This is a genomic window from Pedobacter sp. AC402 (assembly GCF_979252805.1).
Genome location: NZ_CEEDAI010000012.1, coordinates 1 through 20566, shown reverse-complemented (window position 1 = coordinate 20566; position 20566 = coordinate 1). Strand labels below are relative to the sequence as shown.

Below are 20566 nucleotides of genomic sequence, written 5' to 3'. Positions count from 1 at the left end.
GGAAGCACAGAGGAAACGGAAATTTACTTAATAATTTGAAAAGCAATAGCTGCAATACTTCGGCTGCTCCAGCCCCGCCCTTTGCTTAATCCCGACTGAAAATTCGGAATAACGCTGTCGGTCGGGTTTATTTTACCTCTAACAATAGCAATGCCGTGACCACCTAAACCCGATCAAAGGGGAATGCCAATTTCCTTCAATCCAAATCCCGGCCTTTTTCCTTAAATTCACCTCTTTAAAATTAACCATCACATGTCGAACATTAAACTTATTATTGAAGAAAGACCCGCAAATATTGGCAATTTTATGGTTGGCAGACTGCTTCCTTTCAGAGAAAAAAGGATGGTTGGACCATTTTCATTTATCGACCATATGGGACCAGCGGCAATGAGTGATCATGAAAATCTTGATGTTCCGCCACATCCGCACATTGGTTTATCTACTTTAACTTTTCTATTTGAAGGTGAAATTACCCATAAAGACAGTTTAGGATCGGATATTGTGATTAAACCTGGTCAGGTAAACTGGATGACTTCTGGTAGTGGCATTGTACACTCTGAAAGAACGCCTGAATATTTACGCCATACCGATAAAATGCTCCATGGCCTACAGATTTGGGTAGCCTTACCTAAAGATTTAGAACAAATGGATCCTGAGTTCTGCCATGTTGAAGGTGCCGATATTCCGACCTGGACGCAAGATGGTGTTGAAATTAAATTGATCGCTGGTAAAGCTTTCGGTCATAAATCGCCTGTTCCGGTATACAGCCCATTATATTTTTTAGAGTTAAAAAGCACCACAAAACAAAAGGTAAGCATTGGCGATCACCTCTTTGGCGAAAGCGCACTTTATATTTTAGAAGGAGCAATTGAAAGTGATGGCAATATTTTTGAACCACGCCTGATTCTGATCGCAAACGACGCCAAACTTTGTGAGTTTACCATGCACGAAAACACCACAGTTTACATTTTTGGAGGTGAACCCTTCCCTGAAGAACGTTTTATTTATTGGAATTTTGTAGCATCAGATAAGGATTTGATTGAAAACGCAAAGCAAAAATGGCTAAATCAAAGCTTTAAGCCTGTACCTGGTGAAACAGATTTTGTACCCCTACCCGATCCAATCAGAAACTTTAAACATTAATTCCTGTTAAACAAATTCATATTTACTGAAACCGCTACACCAGTCGACATTAATTTAGAATTACCATAACCAATATCGGTTAATGGAATTTTCATAAAGGGTTTTGCACTGATGCTTAAGTTATTATTTATTTTACGTTGAAATTCTACACCAACATTGGCTATGCCTAAATAATGCTGATTACGCCCTTTTACTTCGAAACCTTGTGGGCCCTCATAGCCACCGGTGTATGAATAGCTATATTTCTCTTTTAACATGATATAACTCGAAAGCCCGGTACTTACCGAAATTGCATTTCTGTTATTCCCAAAAACCTTATAGTTTACATTTAGAGGAATATCAATCACATCGCAATTGGCATGGATGTTTGAGGGTGCCACAGTAAAAAGATAACTGGTATTCGGCCTGTACAAACTAAAATCAGAATCGTAAATTTTCTTGGCATAAGCGGCTCCCGTGGTTATACTTAGTTTCTTGGTTAAAATATAGGTAGCTTCTACACCAAAACCGCCACTTAAACTACTTTGCCCCGATTTTTGAACACTCGTTAAATCTGGAGCGGCTAAAATACTAAGCACAAATCTTGATTTTTGTTTTACCAGCGGTGGTTTAATCCGCTCAGGCCTACCTATTGCCACACTAGAACTTAATTTTTGATCTCTAAATTCAACAGGATCAGTTTTAGTGCTTAAGCTTGGATTATAAGTTACATCAGCCAACATACGGGATTGATCAACCACAGTTTCATTTATTTTCCGCTCGGTTTCCCTTTCGTAAGTGACGGTTACGCCTGTAGCAACTGTTTTTTTACCTGCATTCTTCGCAACTGCTGATGCTGAATCTATAGTCGCTCCGCCATCATTAATCTTTTTAGGAACTTTAGTTACACTTTCCGGGTTATTTTTTAATTGATTATTATTTTGATCCGTCTTGTTGGTTTTTACCACTGCTTTAACATCGGCTTTATCAGCCCCTGGCTTAACCAGTAAAAACACCACAAGTAACATAGCAGCTATCCCGGCCACGGCGGTAAGCCAGATTAGCGGTACAATACGCCTTTTTGGTGTTGGATGCAATCTTTCCTCCAGATCATCCCAATCTAAATCATTAAAAGGTAGATCGGGGTTTTCCAATCCGTCTTTAAATAATTTATCTATATCTTTTCCCTCTTTCATTGCATGTTTGTATTTAACCTAACCTCTAAAAGGTTTCTATCTACTCCCTGAACTCCTTACCTGGTAAGTTTTCGCTTCTGTAGCTTTTAACATTTCCTGTAATTTTTGCCTCGCCTTAAACAGGTTCGACTTTGATGTGCCCACCGATATTCCGAGCATTTCGGCAATTTCCTCATGCGCATAGCCATCTATAGCAAAAAGATTAAAAACCGTTCGGTAGGCGGGAGTTAATTTTTGAACTAGTGCCAATAAATCGTGGTAAGCCAGTTTATCGTACACAGAATTTGTTTGGGCAATGTTTTCGTGATCCTGAATATCTACATGATCGGCAAATTTTAAATTGGTACGATAATAATCGATTGCCGTATTGGTAATGATCCGGCCAAGCCATGGTAAAAAAGCTTTGGAAGTTTCATATTTGGCAATATTTTTAAAGGCTTTAAAAAAACCATCATTCAGTATCCCTGCGGCATCCAACCTATCATTTGCATAGCGTAAACAAATACCCATAGCAAAGCTATAGAAATGTTTGTATAGTGCTTTCTGACTATCCCTTTCATTTCTAATGCATCCCTGAATATACTTTTGTATAATATCTTCTCTATCGCGGTCAGCGTCACAAGGTCTCCTTTCAACACACATTACGGTAAGAAGCTACAAATGGTTGCCTCAAAATATATTTTTTTTGATAATAATTTTATTTTGTTCGTTTTGGTTAAAATTCTTTTTTCTGCAAGCAACCATTTACAACCTGGCGGCGTAATAGCGGCATATCATTTTAATAAAGTTAAAATTTAAAACAAAAATCCTATGCTAATCTACTTAAAAAAAAATCTATTGGTTATGCTTTGTATAGCCATGATATTACTGCCTGTAAGAAAAACAGTTCAGACGATCCAACAAATCCACCTGCTGCTAATAATAATAAAGGGATACAACTGGCAGCTGATGCGAAGTTTGGATCGGTACTAACAGATAAGGATGGCAAAACTTTATACTTTTTCTCATCTGATGCAGCTGGTACACCAACCTGCGTTAACGGTTGCGAAACAATATGGCCGCTTTATTATTCTGCAGATGCCAGTACAGATTTAAACTTAAACAAAGCCGAAGTTGGCGAAGTTACCCGTGCCGATGGCCGTAAACAAAGTACTTATCGCGGTTATCCACTTTATTATTACTCGGGCGATGCCGCAAAAGGCGAAATTAAAGGAGATGGTGTTGGCGGAATCTGGTTTGTAGCTAAGCCTGATTATTCTTTGATGCTGGCCAATGCACAATTAACATCTAAAAATATTAATTACACCAGCACATATGCTGTTGGAGATGGCAAAACCATTTACTTAACGGATAACAAAGGCCGCACCTTATATGCTTTTGCTAATGATAAAAATGGTGTAAATACTTATACTAAAGGAACCACGCAAGAAGGTATCTGGCCAGTTTATGAGTCTGAAATCCTTAACGTTCCTTCTGTAATAACTAAAACTGATATCGGGGTCATTACCGTAGCTACAGTGAATAAAAAGCAATTAACCTATAAAGGGTGGCCTTTGTATTATTTCGCATCAGATACTAATAGAGGTGATAACAAAGGCTTTACCCAAGGGGGCATAGGCACTTTATGGCCTGTATTACAGCTAAACGCTACTGTAGCGACGAATTAAAGTTCTAGACTAAAACTTTTCTGACAAAATAAAAAAGAGTAAACATCTATATCCTATTAATTCCTTTAATTTTTAAAAAATTAAATAAATATTATATCTCCTATGAAAAAATTTATAACCCCTATAGCCATTTTTGGTTTGCTATTTTCAATTGCATGTAAAAAAGAAAACAACCATGCAAAGTCTAATGGTGATCTTTCCGACCAATCAGGTATAACAATCTTGCAAAAAAGAGCATCAAATGCTCCATTTTATTTGTCAAACAAAGAATTCAATGCTAAAAAAAATCTTATATCAACTAAAGGTATCAGGTTATCTGCAGTAACGGGAATTCCTGATGTCTTAGATATAAGATATTATTTGGGCCGGAGTTATAATTTCACGAATAATGACTTTGGGAGCCCTGATGGTGTAGGATTTCCTATTATAGATATTGAAAAATTATTAGCAGATCATCCGGATTATTATGCTTCTTTAAGTTTACGGGAAGCAGAGGCAACTTCTTTCTCTTTCACAAGTTTTGATAAATATACTGAACTCAGTAACAAAACCACCACTACAACTGGCGGATTTTCTTTAAACTTAGGCCTATTTAAAATCGGTGCAAAACATAAATATGAAAATGTTTTCTCATCTAGTAAAGTAAATGAAGATAACCGGGTTTTTGGTGAGCTTAATGCATATATAAGAGATGCTTCGTATAAAATTTTAACAACAGATAATATTAAAAGTAAGATAACAGAAAATTATTTAAGACCCGATTTCTTAGACGAATTGTATAACAACCCTATGGGTAAGTTAATAGAAAATTTCGGCTCTCATGTTATCACAAACTTTAACTCAGGTGGAAGAGCAACTGCCGTATTTACAGGCATTTCTACTTCAAATGATGATTCTGCCACAAAGAGCCGCTCCATGGATAATTCGATTAGTGCATCTTATGGTTTTAAAAAAGAAGGAGATAATGGAGGAAGTCTTAATTTTGGTATTGGCAACGTTAACGGCAGTACTATAGCATCTTCTAATAAAATTTCTGATTTTGTGGCATCTGTTAAAACTTATGGAGGTGAATTTGGATTTGGTACATTTACAATTCCAAAAAAAATAGATGACATTAATATTAACTTAAATTCATGGGCCGCATCATTAAATGACAAGAGCAAATCTGTATTAGTGGAATTTAACCAAGGGGGATTGCTACCTATTTCTGATTTTATTTTGGAGGAAAATTTTAAAGATAGTTTTAGAGGCCATCTTTTGGGAAATGTTAATCGTCAAAGTTTTGTTGAACCAAAAATAGAAATCGCATCAGAATCAGGCGGTTTTATGAGTACTTACTTAGTAACAAGATTCGGCGACTACATAGCTATTGATAATGATGAAATAGATTCGGCTGTTCCAGCTGATAACCATGATGAATTTATAAGAAGAGCTAACATATATAAAGACAGAAAAAAGAATTTCTATAAAATCAACATCATTGCTAGCGATCGTTTCTTCGAAACTCCTTTAAGCAGCGGTACAGCTCTTTACAGGCGTTACTGAATCACAAATGAAAAAGTACAAAAACCCCAAAAACAATATTACTTATCTCTTATTTAATGGAGATGTTGCTTATGTAGATTATATGGATGGGAACAAAATTAAAACACATAAAAGCAAATTAGCCTATGCAATACATGATGATTTCGTTTTAGACACGTATGGAATTAGAGATTGGGTTAATGGCATGGCAACAACAGAAGTTAGTTTTGATGAACTTAAAACCTATAAAATAGTGGGGTTATAAGATTTCCACGGAAGGATTATTGCTTTTAACAACTGCTGTTGCTCCGGCACCATAAAATTCTTTGGGTAAGGCGGGTTGGAATGGTCGGCTGTTGTTTTCACAGCCGGCCTTTTTATACTTCTAATAAGGCTTGTTTAATTTTCTCAGCTGCCTCAGCCAATTCTTCGTCGCTTGGCTTTAGTTTTTCTTTACTAAAGTTCATATCGCTAACATTATTCATAGGTATTAAATGGATATGTGCGTGGGGCACTTCCAATCCAATTACAGAAACACCTACCTTTTTACAAGGGAAAGCTATCTTAACTCCTTTAGCTACAATTTTAGCAAACATCCAAAGACCTACATATAAATCTTCGTCCATATCGAAAATGTAGTCGGTTTCTAATTTTGGAATTACCAGAACATGGCCCGCTGTTAAAGGTTGAACATCCAAAAAAGCTAAATATTCTACAGTTTCAGCTACAACATGTGCAGGGATTTCGCCTGCAACGATTTTTGAAAAGATAGTCATTTGAGGGTTATGGTTTAGGGTGTAAAGGCTGGGCGGTTAGCGTTAAGTGTTTGGCGGCAAGCGATTAGTAAAACGCTCATCGCCAAACGTTATCCGCTTATCTCGATATTTCGAGTACTTCGAACTGCATTTTACCTGCAGGCACTTCAATTTCGGCAAATTCGCCTACTGATTTTACCCAATAAACCTTGAGCTATCGGCGATTTAACAGAAATTTTTCCTGTTTTTAAATCAGCTTCTGTTTCGGCTACCAACTGATAAGTCATCGTAGCACCGTTTTTAACATTTTTTATCTTTACGATAGATAAGGCAAGCACTTTCGACAAATCAAGTTTCGATTCGTCAATTAAACGGGCATTGGCTAACGTATTTTTTAATTTTGAAATTTTTGCTTCATGCAAACCCTGCGCCTCTTTGGCTGCATCGTATTCTGCATTCTCCGATAAATCACCTTTATCCCTCGCTTCTGCAATTGCTTTAGATATTAGCTGACGACCGGTGGTTGTTAAATAATGAACTTCCTCTTTTAATTTATCTAACCCCTCTTGGGTGTAGTATGTTACCTCTGTCATTGCTCTATTAATTTTTATTCAAACGCTATAAAAAACAAACAAGACTATATAGTTGGTTTGCTACATAGTCTTGCTTCAATTATAACGAAGATAAATTGTGGAAATTACAAAAGCAAATAAATACTCATGATTTTTATGATTTAAGGTTTTATATGCCTTATAATGGGATGATTAGGAACATATGCCACTGAGTACTCAACTTAAGATTTAGCCACTGACAACGTAACATTCAATCATACACGCATTCAAAATTCAATCATTAGTTTTAATTTAGCTAAAATTATTCTTAAAAAATGAAAAAGATATTGTCTATTGCCCTACTGATCTGTTTGGGTGGGTATACTGTTTCTGCCCAAGAACTTTATATGCCGCGCAACATTAAGGCTGCATATGCCAAGGGTACCCGTTCAATGAGCGGAAAACCTGGCCCCAATTATTGGCAAAACCATGGTAAATACAACATGGCTATTAAAGTAGATGCCAACACGAAGGTGGTTAGCGGTACCGAAGAAATTTTATACAGCAACAACAGTACAGATACTTTAAAAACACTCGCCATCCGCTTTGTAAACAATTTACACAAACCAACTTCTCCAAGAGGCGGTGCAGTGAGCGAAGATTTTTTGAGCACCGGTTTAAATATTACTGCTTTTTCGGTAGATGGCGAAACTTATCAGGTTGATAGTAAGAGCTGGGGGACAGTAGGCAATGTAAGATTAAAAAAACCTTTGTTGCCTAAATCGAAAATAACAGTAAAAATCGACTGGGATTATCCATTATCAAAAGAAAGTGGTAGAGAAGGGCAAATTGATCCAAATTCGTTCTTCGTGGCATATAGTTATCCTCGTGTTTCGGTATTTGATGATTATAATGGCTGGGACCGCATTCCGCACACGGATGAGAGCCGAGTTTTATAACGATTTTAACGATTACGAATTCTCCATTAAAGCACCTAAAAATTATGTGGTTTATGCGACAGGCGATTTCCTGAATCCAGACGAGGTTTTACAACCTGAAATTTCAGCCCGTTTAAAAAAATCGTACAATGGGGATGAGGTCATTCACATTGCTACCGAACAAGAAATGAAAGATGGGAAAGTAACCCAGCAAAAAGACTGGAACACCTGGAAATTTGCAGTAAACCACATTACCGATGTTACCTTTGCCTTAAGCAACCATTACGTATGGGATGGCGCAAGTGTAGTTGTAGATAAAAAAACAAGTCGCAGAGCAAGTGCACAAGCTGCATATAACCCAACCACAGGTAAAGATTTTGTAAACTCGGTTAAGTATAACTTGAATGCTTTAGATTGGTTTTCTAACAATTGGCCAGGTATCCCTTATCCTTATGTAAAAACAATTGCTTTCCAGGGTTTTGCAGATATGGAATACCCGATGATGGTAAATGATTCGCAATTTGGAGATCCGGTTTTTGCTCAATTGGTTCAAGACCATGAGGTGGCACATACTTATTTTCCATTTTATATGGGCATTAACGAAACCCGTTACGCTTACATGGATGAGGGTTGGGCCACCACATTTGAATATTTAATTGGTATTGCAGAACATGGAAAGGAAGCAGCAGATAAGTTTTATAAAAACTTTAGGGTAAACCAGTACATTAATGATAAATCTGCAGAAGAAGATCAACCTGTAATTTCGATGTCTGATCAGGTATCGGGTGCAGGTTACGGAAATAACTCTTATGGAAAAGCTTCGCTATCGTATTTAGCACTAAAAGATATGCTTGGTGATGATTTATTTAAAAAAGCATTGCATAATTATATGAGTAACTGGAACGGCAAACACCCAATTCCATGGGATTATTTTAACTCGATGAATGCGGGTTCTGGACAAAACTTAAACTGGTTTTTTCAAAACTGGTTCTTCAGCAACAATTATCTCGATTTAGCCATTACTAAAGTTAACGCTGCAAAAGGTAAATCGACGTTAACAGTTAAAAATACAGGTGGGTTTGCCATTCCTTTTGATGTAGTGGTTACTTATACAGATGGAAAAGTAGATACCATCCATAAAACCCCGGCAGTTTGGAAAGCAAATCAGAAAGAAGTTGTGGTAACAGTGAATAGTGCTAAAAAAGTAAAATCGATCAGTTTGGATAACGGTATTTATATGGATGCCACACCAGCAGATAATGTTTGGTTAGCTAAATAGTTTTCAGTTGGCAATTTTCAGTTGGTGGTTCGATACGGCTACCAACTGAAAACTGTTAACTAATAGTCCTCGTTTTAACAAGGATTATCGAGATTCGCATTTGTATGCGACATAAACAAATAATGGCGATAAAATGGCTTACATCCTCATTACAAGCGAGGACGATATATCAACTGAAAGCTGTTAACCGTTTTCTGCTTTACAAGTAGGTTCATGTTTTACCGGAAAATTTAGCGAATTAGCAATAAAACACATTTTATTTGCTTCATGGTGAAGCGATGTTGCAAGTTCGTAATGTACTTTATCTGCAATTAAAACCTGTGGATGTAGTGTAACTTCTTTAAACTTACCACTACCATCCGCACCTTCTTCCATTGTACCTGTGGCTTCATCTTTATAGTCGATAACCACAATCTCGATTTTTGAGCATAAATGTAAATACCAAAGCATATGGCAACTTGAAATAGAGGCGAGCAACAAATCTTCGGGGTTATATTTAGATTTATCACCCAAAAATGCAGAATCTGATGAACCGGAGATATCGGCTTTACCCTTTACCGAAATTACATAATCGCGATCGTACGAACGGTAATCCATTGTACCCGAGCCTTTATTGCCCGTCCAGGTAACTGTAGTAGAATATAAATGATCTTTCGGCATGATAAAATTGGTTAGATTGTATAGCCAATTTAAGAAAATAAAATTGAGATTTCCTTGTTTTTTCGCGTACTTTCAGACAAAACATTAACCTTTTTATCACTAAGGTGGCTTAGGTGGTAAATATTAATTTGAAAAGCAGGGTTTGGTGGTGCTTCGGTTCCGAAAGCCCTGCTATCTCTCCAAGTCCTCGCTGCGCTGTGGGCTTTCCGCTCTATCAGGTTTAGTTAACAAAGGGTTCCGAAGTCCCTAAATACACCTTGAAGATTTAAAAACCTGCGAGGTCTTGATTAGCTAAAACTAAGTCCCTTTAATTTCTCAGCTAAAACTTCCGAGATCTTACGGTACGAATCAAAAGTCCAACCACCCACATGTGGGGTTAAAATTACCTTTTCGTTATTCTTTAATTCATCATACCAGGACTGTTCACCTAAGGCAGGGAATTTTTCTGTCTGTAAAACATCTAGTCCTGCCCCTAATATCTTTCCTGTTTTTATGGCATTCAATACTGCTGCTGTGTTTACAATTTCGCCCCTTGCGGTATTGATAAAAAAAATAGGCTTTTTAAAATGGAAGAAATATTCATCATCAACCATTTGTTTGGTTTCGGCTGTTAACGGAATATGCAGACTCAGCACATCGCTGTGTTTCACAATTTCTTCCATGCTCACCTCGCGGGCAAAAGCATCAGAAAAACCAGTTTTATATTTATCATAAGCCATTACATCTACTTCGAAGCCAGCGAGCTTTTTCGCAAAACTTTGTCCCATAAAACCATAACCGATAATGCCAACTTTTTTGCCTTTCAGTTCGTAACCACGGTTTCCTTCCCGGTCCCATATGCCATTCCTGATTTCGATATCCGCTCTGCGGAAGTTGTTCATCAACGATAATAGTAATCCTGTGGCATGTTCGCCAACCGCATCACAATTGCCTTCGGGGGCATTTATTAATGCTATATTTTTTTCAAAAGCAATTTTATCATCAATATTATCAAGGCCCGCACCTGCCCTTGCCACAAACTTTAAATTTGGTGCCGCAGCAAAAATTTCAGCATCAATCCTAAATTTTGTCCTTACGGCAATCCCAGTATAATCTTTTATTCTATCTAATGTTTGTTGTCGTGTAATCTGTGGTTCATCGTCTACCTGGTAACCCATGGCAGTGGCCTCCTCTTTAAATGCTGGGTGCAGATCATCAACAATCAATATCCTTTTCATCATAAACAAAAGTAACATTTTGCAAATTGATCAATTGTAATATTCCTCATTGTTTTATCAAAACGAAACCTATTGATTTGTTAAAGTATTAACAGCAGGTTACCACAAAAATATTACTATAAAATGGCTGTAATAAAATAGTTACGGCTCCTTAATTAAACTTAGTTGCCGTTACTTTGTCTCCCTTTATAAAAACACACGAAATTTTATTTTTTAATGAGACTTATACATTCAAGAACAATACAGATTACCCTCTTACTTTTGAGCTTAACATTTAGCCTTTTTGCCCAAACAGGTGGAAAAGCAAAAATTACCGGAATACTTAAAGATGCAAAAACACAGGAAACCATTCCATTTGCTACGGCAGTTTTAATAGATAAGGCTACTGCTAAAAATGCTAAAATTGTACAAACAGATGTAAACGGTGCATTTGTGATGGCCGATATCCCTACAGGAAATTTTACTTTTAAGATAAGTTTTGTGGGTTACCAAACGATGGTGAGAGATAACATAGCCATTACTGCGGCAACAGGTACATTAAACTTTGGTGAGATCAAGATGAACCCAGCTAAAGGAAATGTATTAAGCGAAATTACTGTAACGGGCCAAAAACAGGGTATGCAGATGGGAATTGATAAAAAGATTTTCGCTGTAGATCAAAGCGTAATCAGTGAGGGTGGCTCGGCAGGAGATTTATTGCAGAACGTACCTTCAGTTTCTACTGATATGGATGGTAACGTAAGTTTACGTGGTTCTACTGGCGTAAAAGTATTAATCGATGGGAAACCCTCGTTAATTGCAGGCGGTAATGTAGCGCAGATTCTTCAATCTATCCCGGCAAGCTCTATTGAAAGTGTTGAGGTAATTACTAATCCATCAGCCAAGTACGATGCTGAAGGTCAATCAGGTATCATTAACATTGTATTGAAGAAAAATACAAAACTTGGCTTTAACGGTTCAGTTGCATTAACTGCTGGTAACCGCGATAACTACAATGCTAATACCAATTTAAGTTTCCAAAACAGTAAAGTAAATATTTATGGAAATTATGGCTACCGTTACGGCAACCGAGTTGGTGGTGGTTTTCAGGATATTTATTACAAATCGGATTCTTTAAGAACAAGATTTGCCAACCAGAACACGGTTTCCAAATCATTGGATAAAGGCCATAATGCCAAAGCGGGTATCGATTATTACCTTACGCCTAAAAGTGTAATCAGTTTATCAGGAGGTTTTAACTCAAGAGAAAATGACCGTAATGAGCAGCTCAACATCAGGCAATTGGATAAAAACCAGTCGCCGGTTTTATTAAGCAACAGAACCAATAGCACCGATGGTTTCGGAGATAGTTATGATGCCAATTTAGATTACGTACAAAAATTTAAAAAACCTAAAGAAGAACTTACTTTCAACTTCGGCTATTCATACGGCACAAACAATAGCAACCAGTATTACAGTACCAATACCATTAACCGCAACGGTGTGCCCATTGATGAAACTTTAAGTTTACAACGCGTATTTAATACCGGCAACAATACTAACTATAACATACAAACAGATTATGCTTTGCCTGTTGGTAAAGCTGGCAAAATTGAAGTGGGTTACCGCAGCCAGATCCGTTTAGGAGAAAATGATCAGTATGCGGATTCGATCCCTACAAACACAAATATTTACATCAGTAACAATAAATTAATTAATGGTTTCGATAGTAAAGATCAGGTGCATGCACTTTATTTCAACTACCAGAACCAGATTAAAGATTTTGGATACCAAATAGGGTTAAGGGGCGAAGATGCACGTTTAGATACCCATTTAGAAGGTTATACCGGCAATGTATTAACCGCTGCAGAAGGAAACATCCACTACAAAAGAATTTATCCAAGCGTTTTCTTAACACAGAAATTAAAAGGAGATAATCAGCTGCAATTGAGTTATACCCGTCGTGTAAACCGTCCACGCCCATGGGATACCAATCCGTTTTTAGATGTTTCAGATCCTTTAAATTATAGAGGTGGTAACCCGAATTTATTGCCGGAAGATGTACACTCTTTCGAGCTGGGGTATAGCAAATACTGGAAAAAAGTAACCTTAACATCGAGTTTGTATTTCCGCCAAACCAATGATGTGATTCAACGCATAAGAAGTACACCCGTTAATGGAATTATAACTTCAACCCCTCAAAACTTAACCAATCAGATTAATAGTGGTTTAGAATTAATCGGCCGTTTCGACCTGATTAAAGCTTTAAACTTTACAACCAATGTTAACCTTTACCAGGCGAAGTTTGCCGGAGATGCCAGGTTTGATATCCCATCGAGCAGTGGCTTTAGCTGGAATGCCAACCTAACTGGAAATTTAACCGTAGTTAAAAATCTATCATTACAAGTGCGTGGCGATTACCGTGCACCAGAAGTAATGGCACAGGGTAAACGTAATGCCATGTACGGAATTGATGGTGGAGCCAAATATGATTTCCCAAACAAAAAAGCATCTCTAAGTTTCAATGTGCGTGATGTATTCAACACCAGAAGATGGAGCATGACCACTGAAGATAGAGCAACAATTGTTGATTTCGAACGCCAGTTTCAGGGAACAATGGGCAACCTAACCTTCTCTTACCGCTTCGGAAAAACCACTTTTACAGGTACAAATAAAAAGAAGAAAAGAAGAGCAGGACAACCGCCCTGATGAAGGATCGTTTTAATAACTTAAGGTGCTTAGAAATTTTTAAGCACCTTTTTTTTACTAAATTTTATTCAATACAATTCCTTCCTGTGTAAAAGCTATTACAAGTTATTATCTTGCAGCATGGAAGAGATAAATCCTTGGAAAACGCTAGATAGCGATGTAAAATACGATAACAATTGGATCCGTTTAACCGAACACCAGGTCATCAATCCATCTGGCGGAAAGGGAATTTATGGTACCGTTCATTTTAAAAATCTTGCCATCGGCATACTTCCGTTGGATGAAAACCTCAATACCTGGCTGGTTGGCCAATACAGATATGCGCTAAATGCCTACAGTTGGGAGATTCCGGAAGGTGGTGGACCATTTCATGAAGCACCGCTTGAAAGTGCCCGAAGAGAATTATTGGAAGAAACGGGCATGAGTGCCAGAAACTGGAAAGAGATTCAAAGAATGCATCTTTCTAATTCTGTAAGCGACGAACTAAGCATTATTTACCTAGCTACCGATTTAATACATGGCATTGCAATGCCCGAAGAAACCGAACAACTAATTGTTAAAAAATTACCTTTCGAAGAAGCCTATCAAATGGTTTTGGATGGTAAAATTACCGATTCAATGAGCGTTGCCGCAATTTTAAAAGCAAAGCTGATGATGATTAATGGAAAATTGTAATTATAAACACCAAATGTTCCTACGGAACATTCAAAATATTGCATATTTTTTCTACCCAGCATATGTCCCGATGGGACATTAAACTAACAATGTCTAACAGCTTTTTAAGATATTTTCTTTCATAATCCCGTAAAGCACATACTATATATTCGAAAAGAAACATTTTAACAATGCTGAATATTTTCAAATAGCATATGTCCCGATGAGACATTAAACTAAATCAATGTCTAACAGCTTTTTAGAGATATTTTTTCTTTATAACCTGCTGATTATTCTACCAATTTCCCGAAACAAGAGTTATATAATTGAATTTTTCCAGCTTAAGTCCCGATAAAAAAGATTAAGATTGACATTATTTAAAAAATCCGTTCCTTGTTCCGTAGGAACAAATCCTAGAACTACTAACTAGCATATTTCCCGATGGGACATTAAACTATATCAATGTCTAACAGCTTTTTAGAGATATTTTCTTTTATAATCCTGTAAAGCACTCATACTAAATCTTCTCAAAGAAACATTTTAACAATGCTGAATATTTTCAAATAGGGTATTTTCCTATGGAACATTATTATTTATAAAATCTGTTTCTTGTTCCGTAGGGACAAATCTTAGAACTACTAACTAGCATATGTCACGATAGGACATTAAACTATATCAATGTCTAACAGCTTTTTAGAGATATTTTTTTTTTATCCTGCTAATTATTCTACCAATTTTCATAAACAAGAGTTATGTAATTGAATTTTTCCGATAAAAAAAGATTAAGATTGATATTATTTAAAAAATCCGTTCCTTGTTCCGTAGGAACAAATCCTAGGTAGAACATTACGAATTGTAATTTTCGTTCCGTAGGAACGTTTCGTGCTCCAACAAAAAGATAAAGTTTTATAGAAAAATTAAAAAATAATTGCTAATTTGATTAACGCCTTGCTTGCAATGCAAGATTGCTTATTTAATAAGCACATATTAAAGCGTTTTTAAGTATCCCCTAAATATTAAATCATTCCATTTTCGATTATCCCCTAGTGATAAATCCTCGGTAGCAAAATTTCGCTTTGAAATTTTGGTTCCATAGGAAAATTATTGTTGATTTAATTTTATAACGCTATGCCAAATACATACACGCAGTTGCATATCCAATTTGTTTTTGCCGTTAAATTTCGTGCTTCTTTAATCAAGGCAGAATGGAAAGAAAGACTGTTAAAATACATTACCGGAATATTCCAGACAAACAACCATAAAATGATTCAAATTAACTGTATGCCTGATCATATACATATCCTAATTGGAATGCGGCCTCATCAATCTATTTCCAGTCTTATCCAGAATGTAAAAACCGAAAGTTCCAAATGGATTAATGAACAGGGATTCTGTAAAGTTAAATTTGCATGGCAAGAAGGATATGGTGCTTTTTCATATTCAAAAAGCCATATTCAACAGGTTATTCAATATATTCAAAACCAGGAACAACACCACAAAAAGCAAAATTTTTTAGAGGAATACACTAGCCTTTTGGAGACCTTTAAAATTGAATACGAAGAAAAATACATCTTCAAAGAACCAGAATAATTTATTATTATCTTTGCAATCTATTAAACCGACCAGATGAGCAAGCTTTTTGGATATATTTTAAGCCCTATTTTTTATATTTTTTTTGGATTAACCCTCTGCATCTTCCACCCCATACAATGGCTTAGTTTTAAGCTTTTTGGCTATAAAGCGCACAAGGTTTCGGTAGATATCCTTAATTTTTTTCTCACCTATTGCCAGGTTTTCCTTTTCAATTCGATCAGTTTTAAAAATGAATATGATTTGCCAACCGACAGACCGATTATTTTTGCGGCAAATCACCAGAGCCATGTACGACATTCCCTCATTGATCTGGTTCTTAAGGAAACACAGCGCAAAATTTATCTCCAAAATTGAGCTTACCAAAGGTATTCCATCCATCTCCATTAACCTCCGTTTTCGGGCGGTGGAGCAAATATTAACCGTAAAGACAATAAGCAGGCCATTTCAGAAATCATTAAACTTGGCCGTAGAATGAAGGAAAACAACTGGAGTACGGTTATTTTTCCGGAAGGAACAAGAGCGAAGGATGGGCAATTGAAAACATTTCAGTTTGGAGGCATCGCAACCATCTTAAAGGTTGTTCCTAATGCACTAGTAGTACCGGTAGCCATCGAAAATTCATGGAAAATTGTTCGCTTCGGCATGTTTCCGTTAACCACAGGCAACGCCTTAAAATGGACGGTTTTAAAACCCATTGAACCAGGCATAAAAACGCCAAATGAGATCACGCTGGAAGTTGAAAACGAAATCAGAAAAGTTTTAGGTCAACCAGTGGCGCAGCCAGCTATTTTATAATTTTTATTAATTTCTTTAAAGATCCTTCGACTCCGCTACCATTGACAGGCTCCAATAGAATGGTCGTCATCTCGACGGTAGCGCAGCGAAATGGAGAGATCTTTGTACCAAGTTATTTGAAATCAAATTTAAAAGATTTCTCAACTACGGTCGAAATGACGATACTTCAAGACTATTCACCTGCTTTATTTATCTGTCATTTATATTGATTTTTAAAAAACAAATTATCCGGCAGGATCATTCCGTGGTTTCTGTGCTTCCGTGGCAATAAAATTAGTATCCTTTTCAGCGCTAAACGCTTGGCGTCAAATGATCTAAATATTTTTATTCCCTATTACCCTGAAAAATTCATCACGATAAGTATCGCCTACTGGGATAATTTTCTGATTAATGGTGATGCGGCTACGCTCAATACTTTCAATCTTATCAACCGCTACAATGTATGATTTATGCACCCTGATAAACTGACTCTGAGGCAACGCCTCTTCCATCTTTTTCATACTTTGCAGGGTAATAACGCGCTCATCTTTGGTAAAAATCGAAATGTAATCTTTCAAACCCTCAATAAACAAAATATCGTGCAAGTATATTTTTTGGATCTTATGTTCTGTTTTTACGAAAATGTAATCCTGAACCGGATTTGGCGATCCTGAAAATGGTGCTGGTGTAACAATTGGTTGCGCTACACTCGCCAGGAGTTTCAACAGGTTTTACCTGGTTGTGAACTTTTTCTACCGCTTTATAAAAACGGTCGAATGCAATGGGTTTCAAAAGATAATCAGAAACATTCAGATCATAACTTTCCAAAGCATATTGCGGGTATGCGGTTGTGAGGATGTAATGGCATTTATTACCTGCAATTTTCAAAAACTGGATGCCGGTTAGCTCAGGCATTTGGATATCTAAAAATACAAGATCAATTCCCCCACCCTGAACAATCTGCAAAGCTTCAATAGGGTTTTCGCACCTTTTAACCATCGTTAAAAACGGTACTTTAGAAATATAATCCTGCAAAATATCAAGCGCTAAAGGCTCATCATCAACAACAATACAGTTTAAGTTCATTTTTGGTTATTATTTAATTCGAGATGATAATTTATATCTGGTTTACAGATTAAATATCAATCATCAGTTCACAGGTATAATGAGTAGCCGAATTTACAACATTTAATTTATATCTATCAGGATAAACCAATTGTAACCGTCGTTCTACATTGGTTAAACCCACACCACCCTGAGCATCTTTATTTTGCTGGTTCTTTTTATTTATCACGCTAAAATGCAAAATTTTCTGATTGGCAATGATATTGATTCTGACCGCTGTGCCGGATCGGTTACCACACCATGTTTAAATGCATTTTCTACAAAAGAAATCAACATTAAAGGCACAATTTTCTGATTATCAATTTCACCATTTAAAGTAAGTCTCAATATAAGCCCCATCTTTAAACCGTATTTTTTGCAGTTCGATATAACTGGTTAAATAATCTACTTCTTCGCTTAACGCCACGGTTGGGGTATCGCTCTTCGTAAATCATGTAACGCATAATTTCCGAGAGTTTCATAATGGCATCGGCAGTTTTATCCGATTTTTGATAAGCCAGCGAATAGATATTGTTAAGCGAGTTAAAAAGGAAATGCGGGTTTAACTGCGATTTCAAAAACTGGAGTTCCATTTCGCGACGCTCACTTTCTAAGTTCCGCTGGATCCTTTCACTTGCAAACCAATCAATGGTAAATTTGATAATACAGCTGCAGATTAAGAAAAAACCTGATAAGAAAGTAACCATAATCACAAAACTATGTACTGGAATCTCCATCCGTTTTCCCTTAGCACTAACATTGGTCAATACATCATCCGGGTACAAAACAGCGATTGCTGTTTTAGCCACAACCGCAACTGCAATCAATATTAAAAATGCCAATGTAGATGAAATATTTCTTCCTTTTCTTGATTAAACCAGGGATCAAGAAAATATAATTAATATAGAAAATAGAAATATTTATTATTCCATATGCGATATAGCTAATAAATAATCTTTTGCTGTATGTATTGATGTATCAAAAATATTTAGCCCAACAATTAGCATCACGATAATTGTCCAGAAAATAGCATGCAAGATTAAAGGCCCCTTACTTTGTTTCATTAGAATATATTAAATGGAATATGAAATTGATATACGTACAATAGACGCATATCCTATCATGCACACAAAATAAATAAAGTTTTATCGATTTACTTACACACTCTACCAACGGGCATTTTTTTTCTGACCAACGGCCCAATAGGCAAATTTTATCGACAAACGCCAAAAATGGCCGTTGATCTAGAATCTTGAACACTTGGTATAATAGATTTTAGCAGCTCTCGTTTTTCTTGAGTTTCTTTGAATCATCAAAACGAAAACAAAATGAAAACATCATCAGCAATCAACTTCAATAATCAAGCAGTAATGGCTGATGATCAATTCACAGCCGCTCAATTAAAACAAAACATCATGAAAAAGTTGAAGGAAACACATCGCCATTTTTACTTTTATTATTACCAGTATTTATGATGATCATTTTAACACTTACTGTAAGCACCAATCAAAACGATGCCGAAATTGTGATAAAACCTGCAAAAACATCAAATACGATCGTAACAAAAGCCACCGCTATTTTTAAATAATAGCCATGAATAATTACGCTATCGAAACGGTAGGCTTAAACTTTAACTTTGGCAACCAGGTTATTGTAAAAGATCTCTCTCTACAAGTACCAAAAGGCAGTATTTACGGTTTTCTTGGTCCGAATGGAGCAGGTAAAACCACAACCATAAAAATTTTGCTAAACCTGCTGAAGTCGCCTTCAGATCAGGTTTTCATATTCGGCAAAGAAATAAACAGCAACCGGATAGCTACACTTAAGCGTATTGGTGCCTTGGTAGAACAGCCTGCTATTTACGGTCACCTTTCGGGAAAAGAAAACCTGATTAACCGGTGCATTTTACTGGGCATAAAAAAAACAAAGGCAGATGAAATGTTGGCCCTTGTTGGCTTAACAGAGGCTGCCAATAAAAAAGCAAGCAAGTATTCGTTGGGCATGAAACAGCGCTTAGGCATTGCCCAGGCATTAATTTCAGATCCGGAATTACTTCTTTCAGATGAGCCAACCAATGGCCTCGATCCAAACGGCATTATAGAAATCCGTAATCTGATGATCGATCTGGCCACTAAACATCAAAAAACAATCTTGGTATCGAGCCATTTACTGGCAGAAATAGAAAGAACGGCCACACATGTTGGCATTATAAATAAAGGTGAACTTTTGTTTCAGGGCACTATCGATGAACTTCATTTACTTAGCAAACCCATGCTTGAAATTGAAGTAGATCAGATTGAAAACGCAACCGCACTTATCTTAAAATCGGGTTATGAGGTGATAACAAAAACCGATAAAAAAATTACGGTTCCATTTATTTCAGCGCAAAATAGTGGCGAGTTAAACACTTTGCTCATTAAAAATGGCTTTACAGTAAGCAGTTTATACAAACAAAGAAAAGATCTCGAAAATTTATTCCTCGATATTACCAAAACAAACTAATATGCACACGCTCTTCATATCTCTACAATCAGAATTTTATAAATCGCGTAAAACTTTAGCATTTTGGGCGGCCATTTTATTACCCGTAATTATATGTGGCCTAATTACCTTTGGTTTTTATTCCGGATCAGAGAAGATTCTTGATCGGCATTACCCACCAATGATGCTTTGGGGCAATTATATCGGTGCAGCACTAAATGTTATGGGTTTATTGGTTATGCCTCATGAAGCGGCGCACGAAAAACGCGAAAGCGTTTCACGATAAATGCGAAAACCAGTGGTGTTAGCGAGGTAGACCTGGTTAATATCGGTGGCTGCACAACCGAACCAGTAGGCCAACAT

Annotated in this window: 20 protein-coding genes and 4 pseudogenes; 13 read left to right on the top strand and 11 right to left on the bottom strand. The window is 36.7% G+C overall.

Annotated features, from left to right (window positions below):
- The first annotated feature begins 252 nt into the window (after positions 1-252).
- Positions 253-1143: a pirin family protein gene (locus AC0IWE_RS22565; protein WP_471794831.1), complete on the top strand. Its 891-nt coding sequence runs from the start codon at positions 253-255 to the stop codon at positions 1141-1143.
- On the opposite strand, the gene AC0IWE_RS22560 is transcribed toward AC0IWE_RS22565, so the two are convergent.
- A complete protein-coding gene (locus tag AC0IWE_RS22560) occupies positions 1140-2318 on the bottom strand; it encodes a hypothetical protein (protein WP_471794830.1) in 1179 nt (392 codons plus the stop codon). The genes AC0IWE_RS22565 and AC0IWE_RS22560 overlap by 4 nt on opposite strands.
- Before the next feature lie 36 nt (positions 2319-2354).
- Positions 2355-2960, bottom strand: a complete 606-nt coding sequence (locus AC0IWE_RS22555) for an RNA polymerase sigma factor (RefSeq protein WP_471794829.1) — start codon at positions 2958-2960, stop codon at positions 2355-2357.
- Between the two features lie 206 nt (positions 2961-3166).
- Here AC0IWE_RS22555 and AC0IWE_RS22550 point away from each other — a divergent pair, with 206 nt between their 5' ends.
- From AC0IWE_RS22550 to AC0IWE_RS22540, 3 genes are all read left to right on the top strand, one after another.
- A complete protein-coding gene (locus tag AC0IWE_RS22550) occupies positions 3167-3985 on the top strand; it encodes a hypothetical protein (protein WP_471794828.1) in 819 nt (272 codons plus the stop codon).
- Between the two features lie 102 nt (positions 3986-4087).
- Positions 4088-5530 carry an MAC/perforin domain-containing protein gene (locus AC0IWE_RS22545; RefSeq protein WP_471794827.1) on the top strand — a complete coding sequence of 481 codons (1443 nt, stop codon included), beginning with the start codon at positions 4088-4090 and terminating at the stop codon, positions 5528-5530.
- Positions 5531-5537: 7 nt separating this feature from the next.
- Positions 5538-5774: a hypothetical protein gene (locus AC0IWE_RS22540; RefSeq protein ID WP_471794826.1), complete on the top strand. Its 237-nt coding sequence runs from the start codon at positions 5538-5540 to the stop codon at positions 5772-5774.
- A gap of 112 nt (positions 5775-5886) precedes the next feature.
- On the opposite strand, the gene AC0IWE_RS22535 is transcribed toward AC0IWE_RS22540, so the two are convergent.
- Complete coding sequence (locus tag AC0IWE_RS22535; RefSeq protein WP_471794825.1) at positions 5887-6285, bottom strand: HIT family protein; 399 nt, start codon at positions 6283-6285, stop codon at positions 5887-5889.
- Between the two features lie 97 nt (positions 6286-6382).
- Positions 6383-6857, bottom strand: a pseudogene (gene greA, locus AC0IWE_RS22530) (transcription elongation factor GreA).
- Positions 6858-7150: 293 nt separating this feature from the next.
- Between greA and AC0IWE_RS22525 the strand changes: the two are divergent.
- Together AC0IWE_RS22525 and AC0IWE_RS22520 are read left to right on the top strand one after the other, a co-directional pair.
- Positions 7151-7774, top strand: coding sequence for a hypothetical protein (locus AC0IWE_RS22525; protein ID WP_471794824.1), 624 nt, complete (start codon positions 7151-7153; stop codon positions 7772-7774).
- The gene (locus AC0IWE_RS22520; RefSeq protein WP_471794823.1) at positions 7755-9032 is read left to right on the top strand and encodes a M1 family aminopeptidase; all 1278 of its coding nucleotides are present in this window, start codon (positions 7755-7757) and stop codon (positions 9030-9032) included. Before AC0IWE_RS22525 ends, AC0IWE_RS22520 begins: the two co-directional genes overlap by 20 nt.
- A 183-nt stretch (positions 9033-9215) precedes the next feature.
- On the opposite strand, the gene AC0IWE_RS22515 is transcribed toward AC0IWE_RS22520, so the two are convergent.
- Complete coding sequence (locus AC0IWE_RS22515; RefSeq protein ID WP_471794822.1) at positions 9216-9692, bottom strand: OsmC family protein; 477 nt, start codon at positions 9690-9692, stop codon at positions 9216-9218.
- A gap of 287 nt (positions 9693-9979) precedes the next feature.
- Positions 9980-10909, bottom strand: coding sequence for an NAD(P)-dependent oxidoreductase (locus tag AC0IWE_RS22510; RefSeq protein ID WP_471794864.1), 930 nt, complete (start codon positions 10907-10909; stop codon positions 9980-9982).
- A 216-nt stretch (positions 10910-11125) separates the two neighbouring features.
- Here AC0IWE_RS22510 and AC0IWE_RS22505 point away from each other — a divergent pair, with 216 nt between their 5' ends.
- From AC0IWE_RS22505 to AC0IWE_RS22490, 4 genes and pseudogenes are all read left to right on the top strand, one after another.
- Positions 11126-13597, top strand: coding sequence for a TonB-dependent receptor (locus tag AC0IWE_RS22505; RefSeq protein WP_471794821.1), 2472 nt, complete (start codon positions 11126-11128; stop codon positions 13595-13597).
- 120 nt (positions 13598-13717) lie between these two features.
- Positions 13718-14272 carry an NUDIX domain-containing protein gene (locus AC0IWE_RS22500; protein WP_471794820.1) on the top strand — a complete coding sequence of 185 codons (555 nt, stop codon included), beginning with the start codon at positions 13718-13720 and terminating at the stop codon, positions 14270-14272.
- A gap of 1107 nt (positions 14273-15379) precedes the next feature.
- Positions 15380-15841 carry an IS200/IS605 family transposase gene (gene tnpA, locus AC0IWE_RS22495; protein ID WP_471794819.1) on the top strand — a complete coding sequence of 154 codons (462 nt, stop codon included), beginning with the start codon at positions 15380-15382 and terminating at the stop codon, positions 15839-15841.
- 36 nt (positions 15842-15877) lie between these two features.
- A pseudogene (locus AC0IWE_RS22490) lies at positions 15878-16639 on the top strand (lysophospholipid acyltransferase family protein).
- A gap of 314 nt (positions 16640-16953) precedes the next feature.
- Here AC0IWE_RS22490 and AC0IWE_RS22485 read toward each other — a convergent pair.
- The 5 genes and pseudogenes from AC0IWE_RS22485 to AC0IWE_RS22465 form a co-directional block, all read right to left on the bottom strand.
- A pseudogene (locus tag AC0IWE_RS22485) lies at positions 16954-17704 on the bottom strand (LytR/AlgR family response regulator transcription factor).
- Positions 17705-17753: 49 nt separating this feature from the next.
- Complete coding sequence (locus AC0IWE_RS22480) at positions 17754-17912, bottom strand: hypothetical protein (protein WP_471794818.1); 159 nt, start codon at positions 17910-17912, stop codon at positions 17754-17756.
- Positions 17909-18082 carry a hypothetical protein gene (locus AC0IWE_RS22475; RefSeq protein ID WP_471794866.1) on the bottom strand — a complete coding sequence of 58 codons (174 nt, stop codon included), beginning with the start codon at positions 18080-18082 and terminating at the stop codon, positions 17909-17911. Before AC0IWE_RS22475 ends, AC0IWE_RS22480 begins: the two co-directional genes overlap by 4 nt.
- The gene (locus AC0IWE_RS22470; protein ID WP_471794817.1) at positions 18048-18149 is read right to left on the bottom strand and encodes a hypothetical protein; all 102 of its coding nucleotides are present in this window, start codon (positions 18147-18149) and stop codon (positions 18048-18050) included. The genes AC0IWE_RS22475 and AC0IWE_RS22470 overlap by 35 nt, the downstream gene beginning before the upstream one ends.
- A 76-nt stretch (positions 18150-18225) precedes the next feature.
- Positions 18226-18315: pseudogene (locus AC0IWE_RS22465) on the bottom strand (histidine kinase); the annotation flags it as partial.
- A 735-nt stretch (positions 18316-19050) separates the two neighbouring features.
- On the opposite strand from AC0IWE_RS22465, the gene AC0IWE_RS22460 reads away from it, so the two are divergent.
- The 3 genes from AC0IWE_RS22460 to AC0IWE_RS22450 all read left to right on the top strand — a co-directional run bounded on the left by AC0IWE_RS22460 (position 19051) and on the right by AC0IWE_RS22450 (position 20489).
- Positions 19051-19197, top strand: a complete 147-nt coding sequence (locus AC0IWE_RS22460) for a hypothetical protein (protein ID WP_471794816.1) — start codon at positions 19051-19053, stop codon at positions 19195-19197.
- Between the two features lie 118 nt (positions 19198-19315).
- Positions 19316-20224: an ABC transporter ATP-binding protein gene (locus AC0IWE_RS22455; RefSeq protein WP_471794815.1), complete on the top strand. Its 909-nt coding sequence runs from the start codon at positions 19316-19318 to the stop codon at positions 20222-20224.
- Position 20225: 1 nt separating this feature from the next.
- Positions 20226-20489, top strand: coding sequence for a hypothetical protein (locus AC0IWE_RS22450; RefSeq protein WP_471794814.1), 264 nt, complete (start codon positions 20226-20228; stop codon positions 20487-20489).
- The last annotated feature ends 77 nt before the right edge of the window (positions 20490-20566 follow it).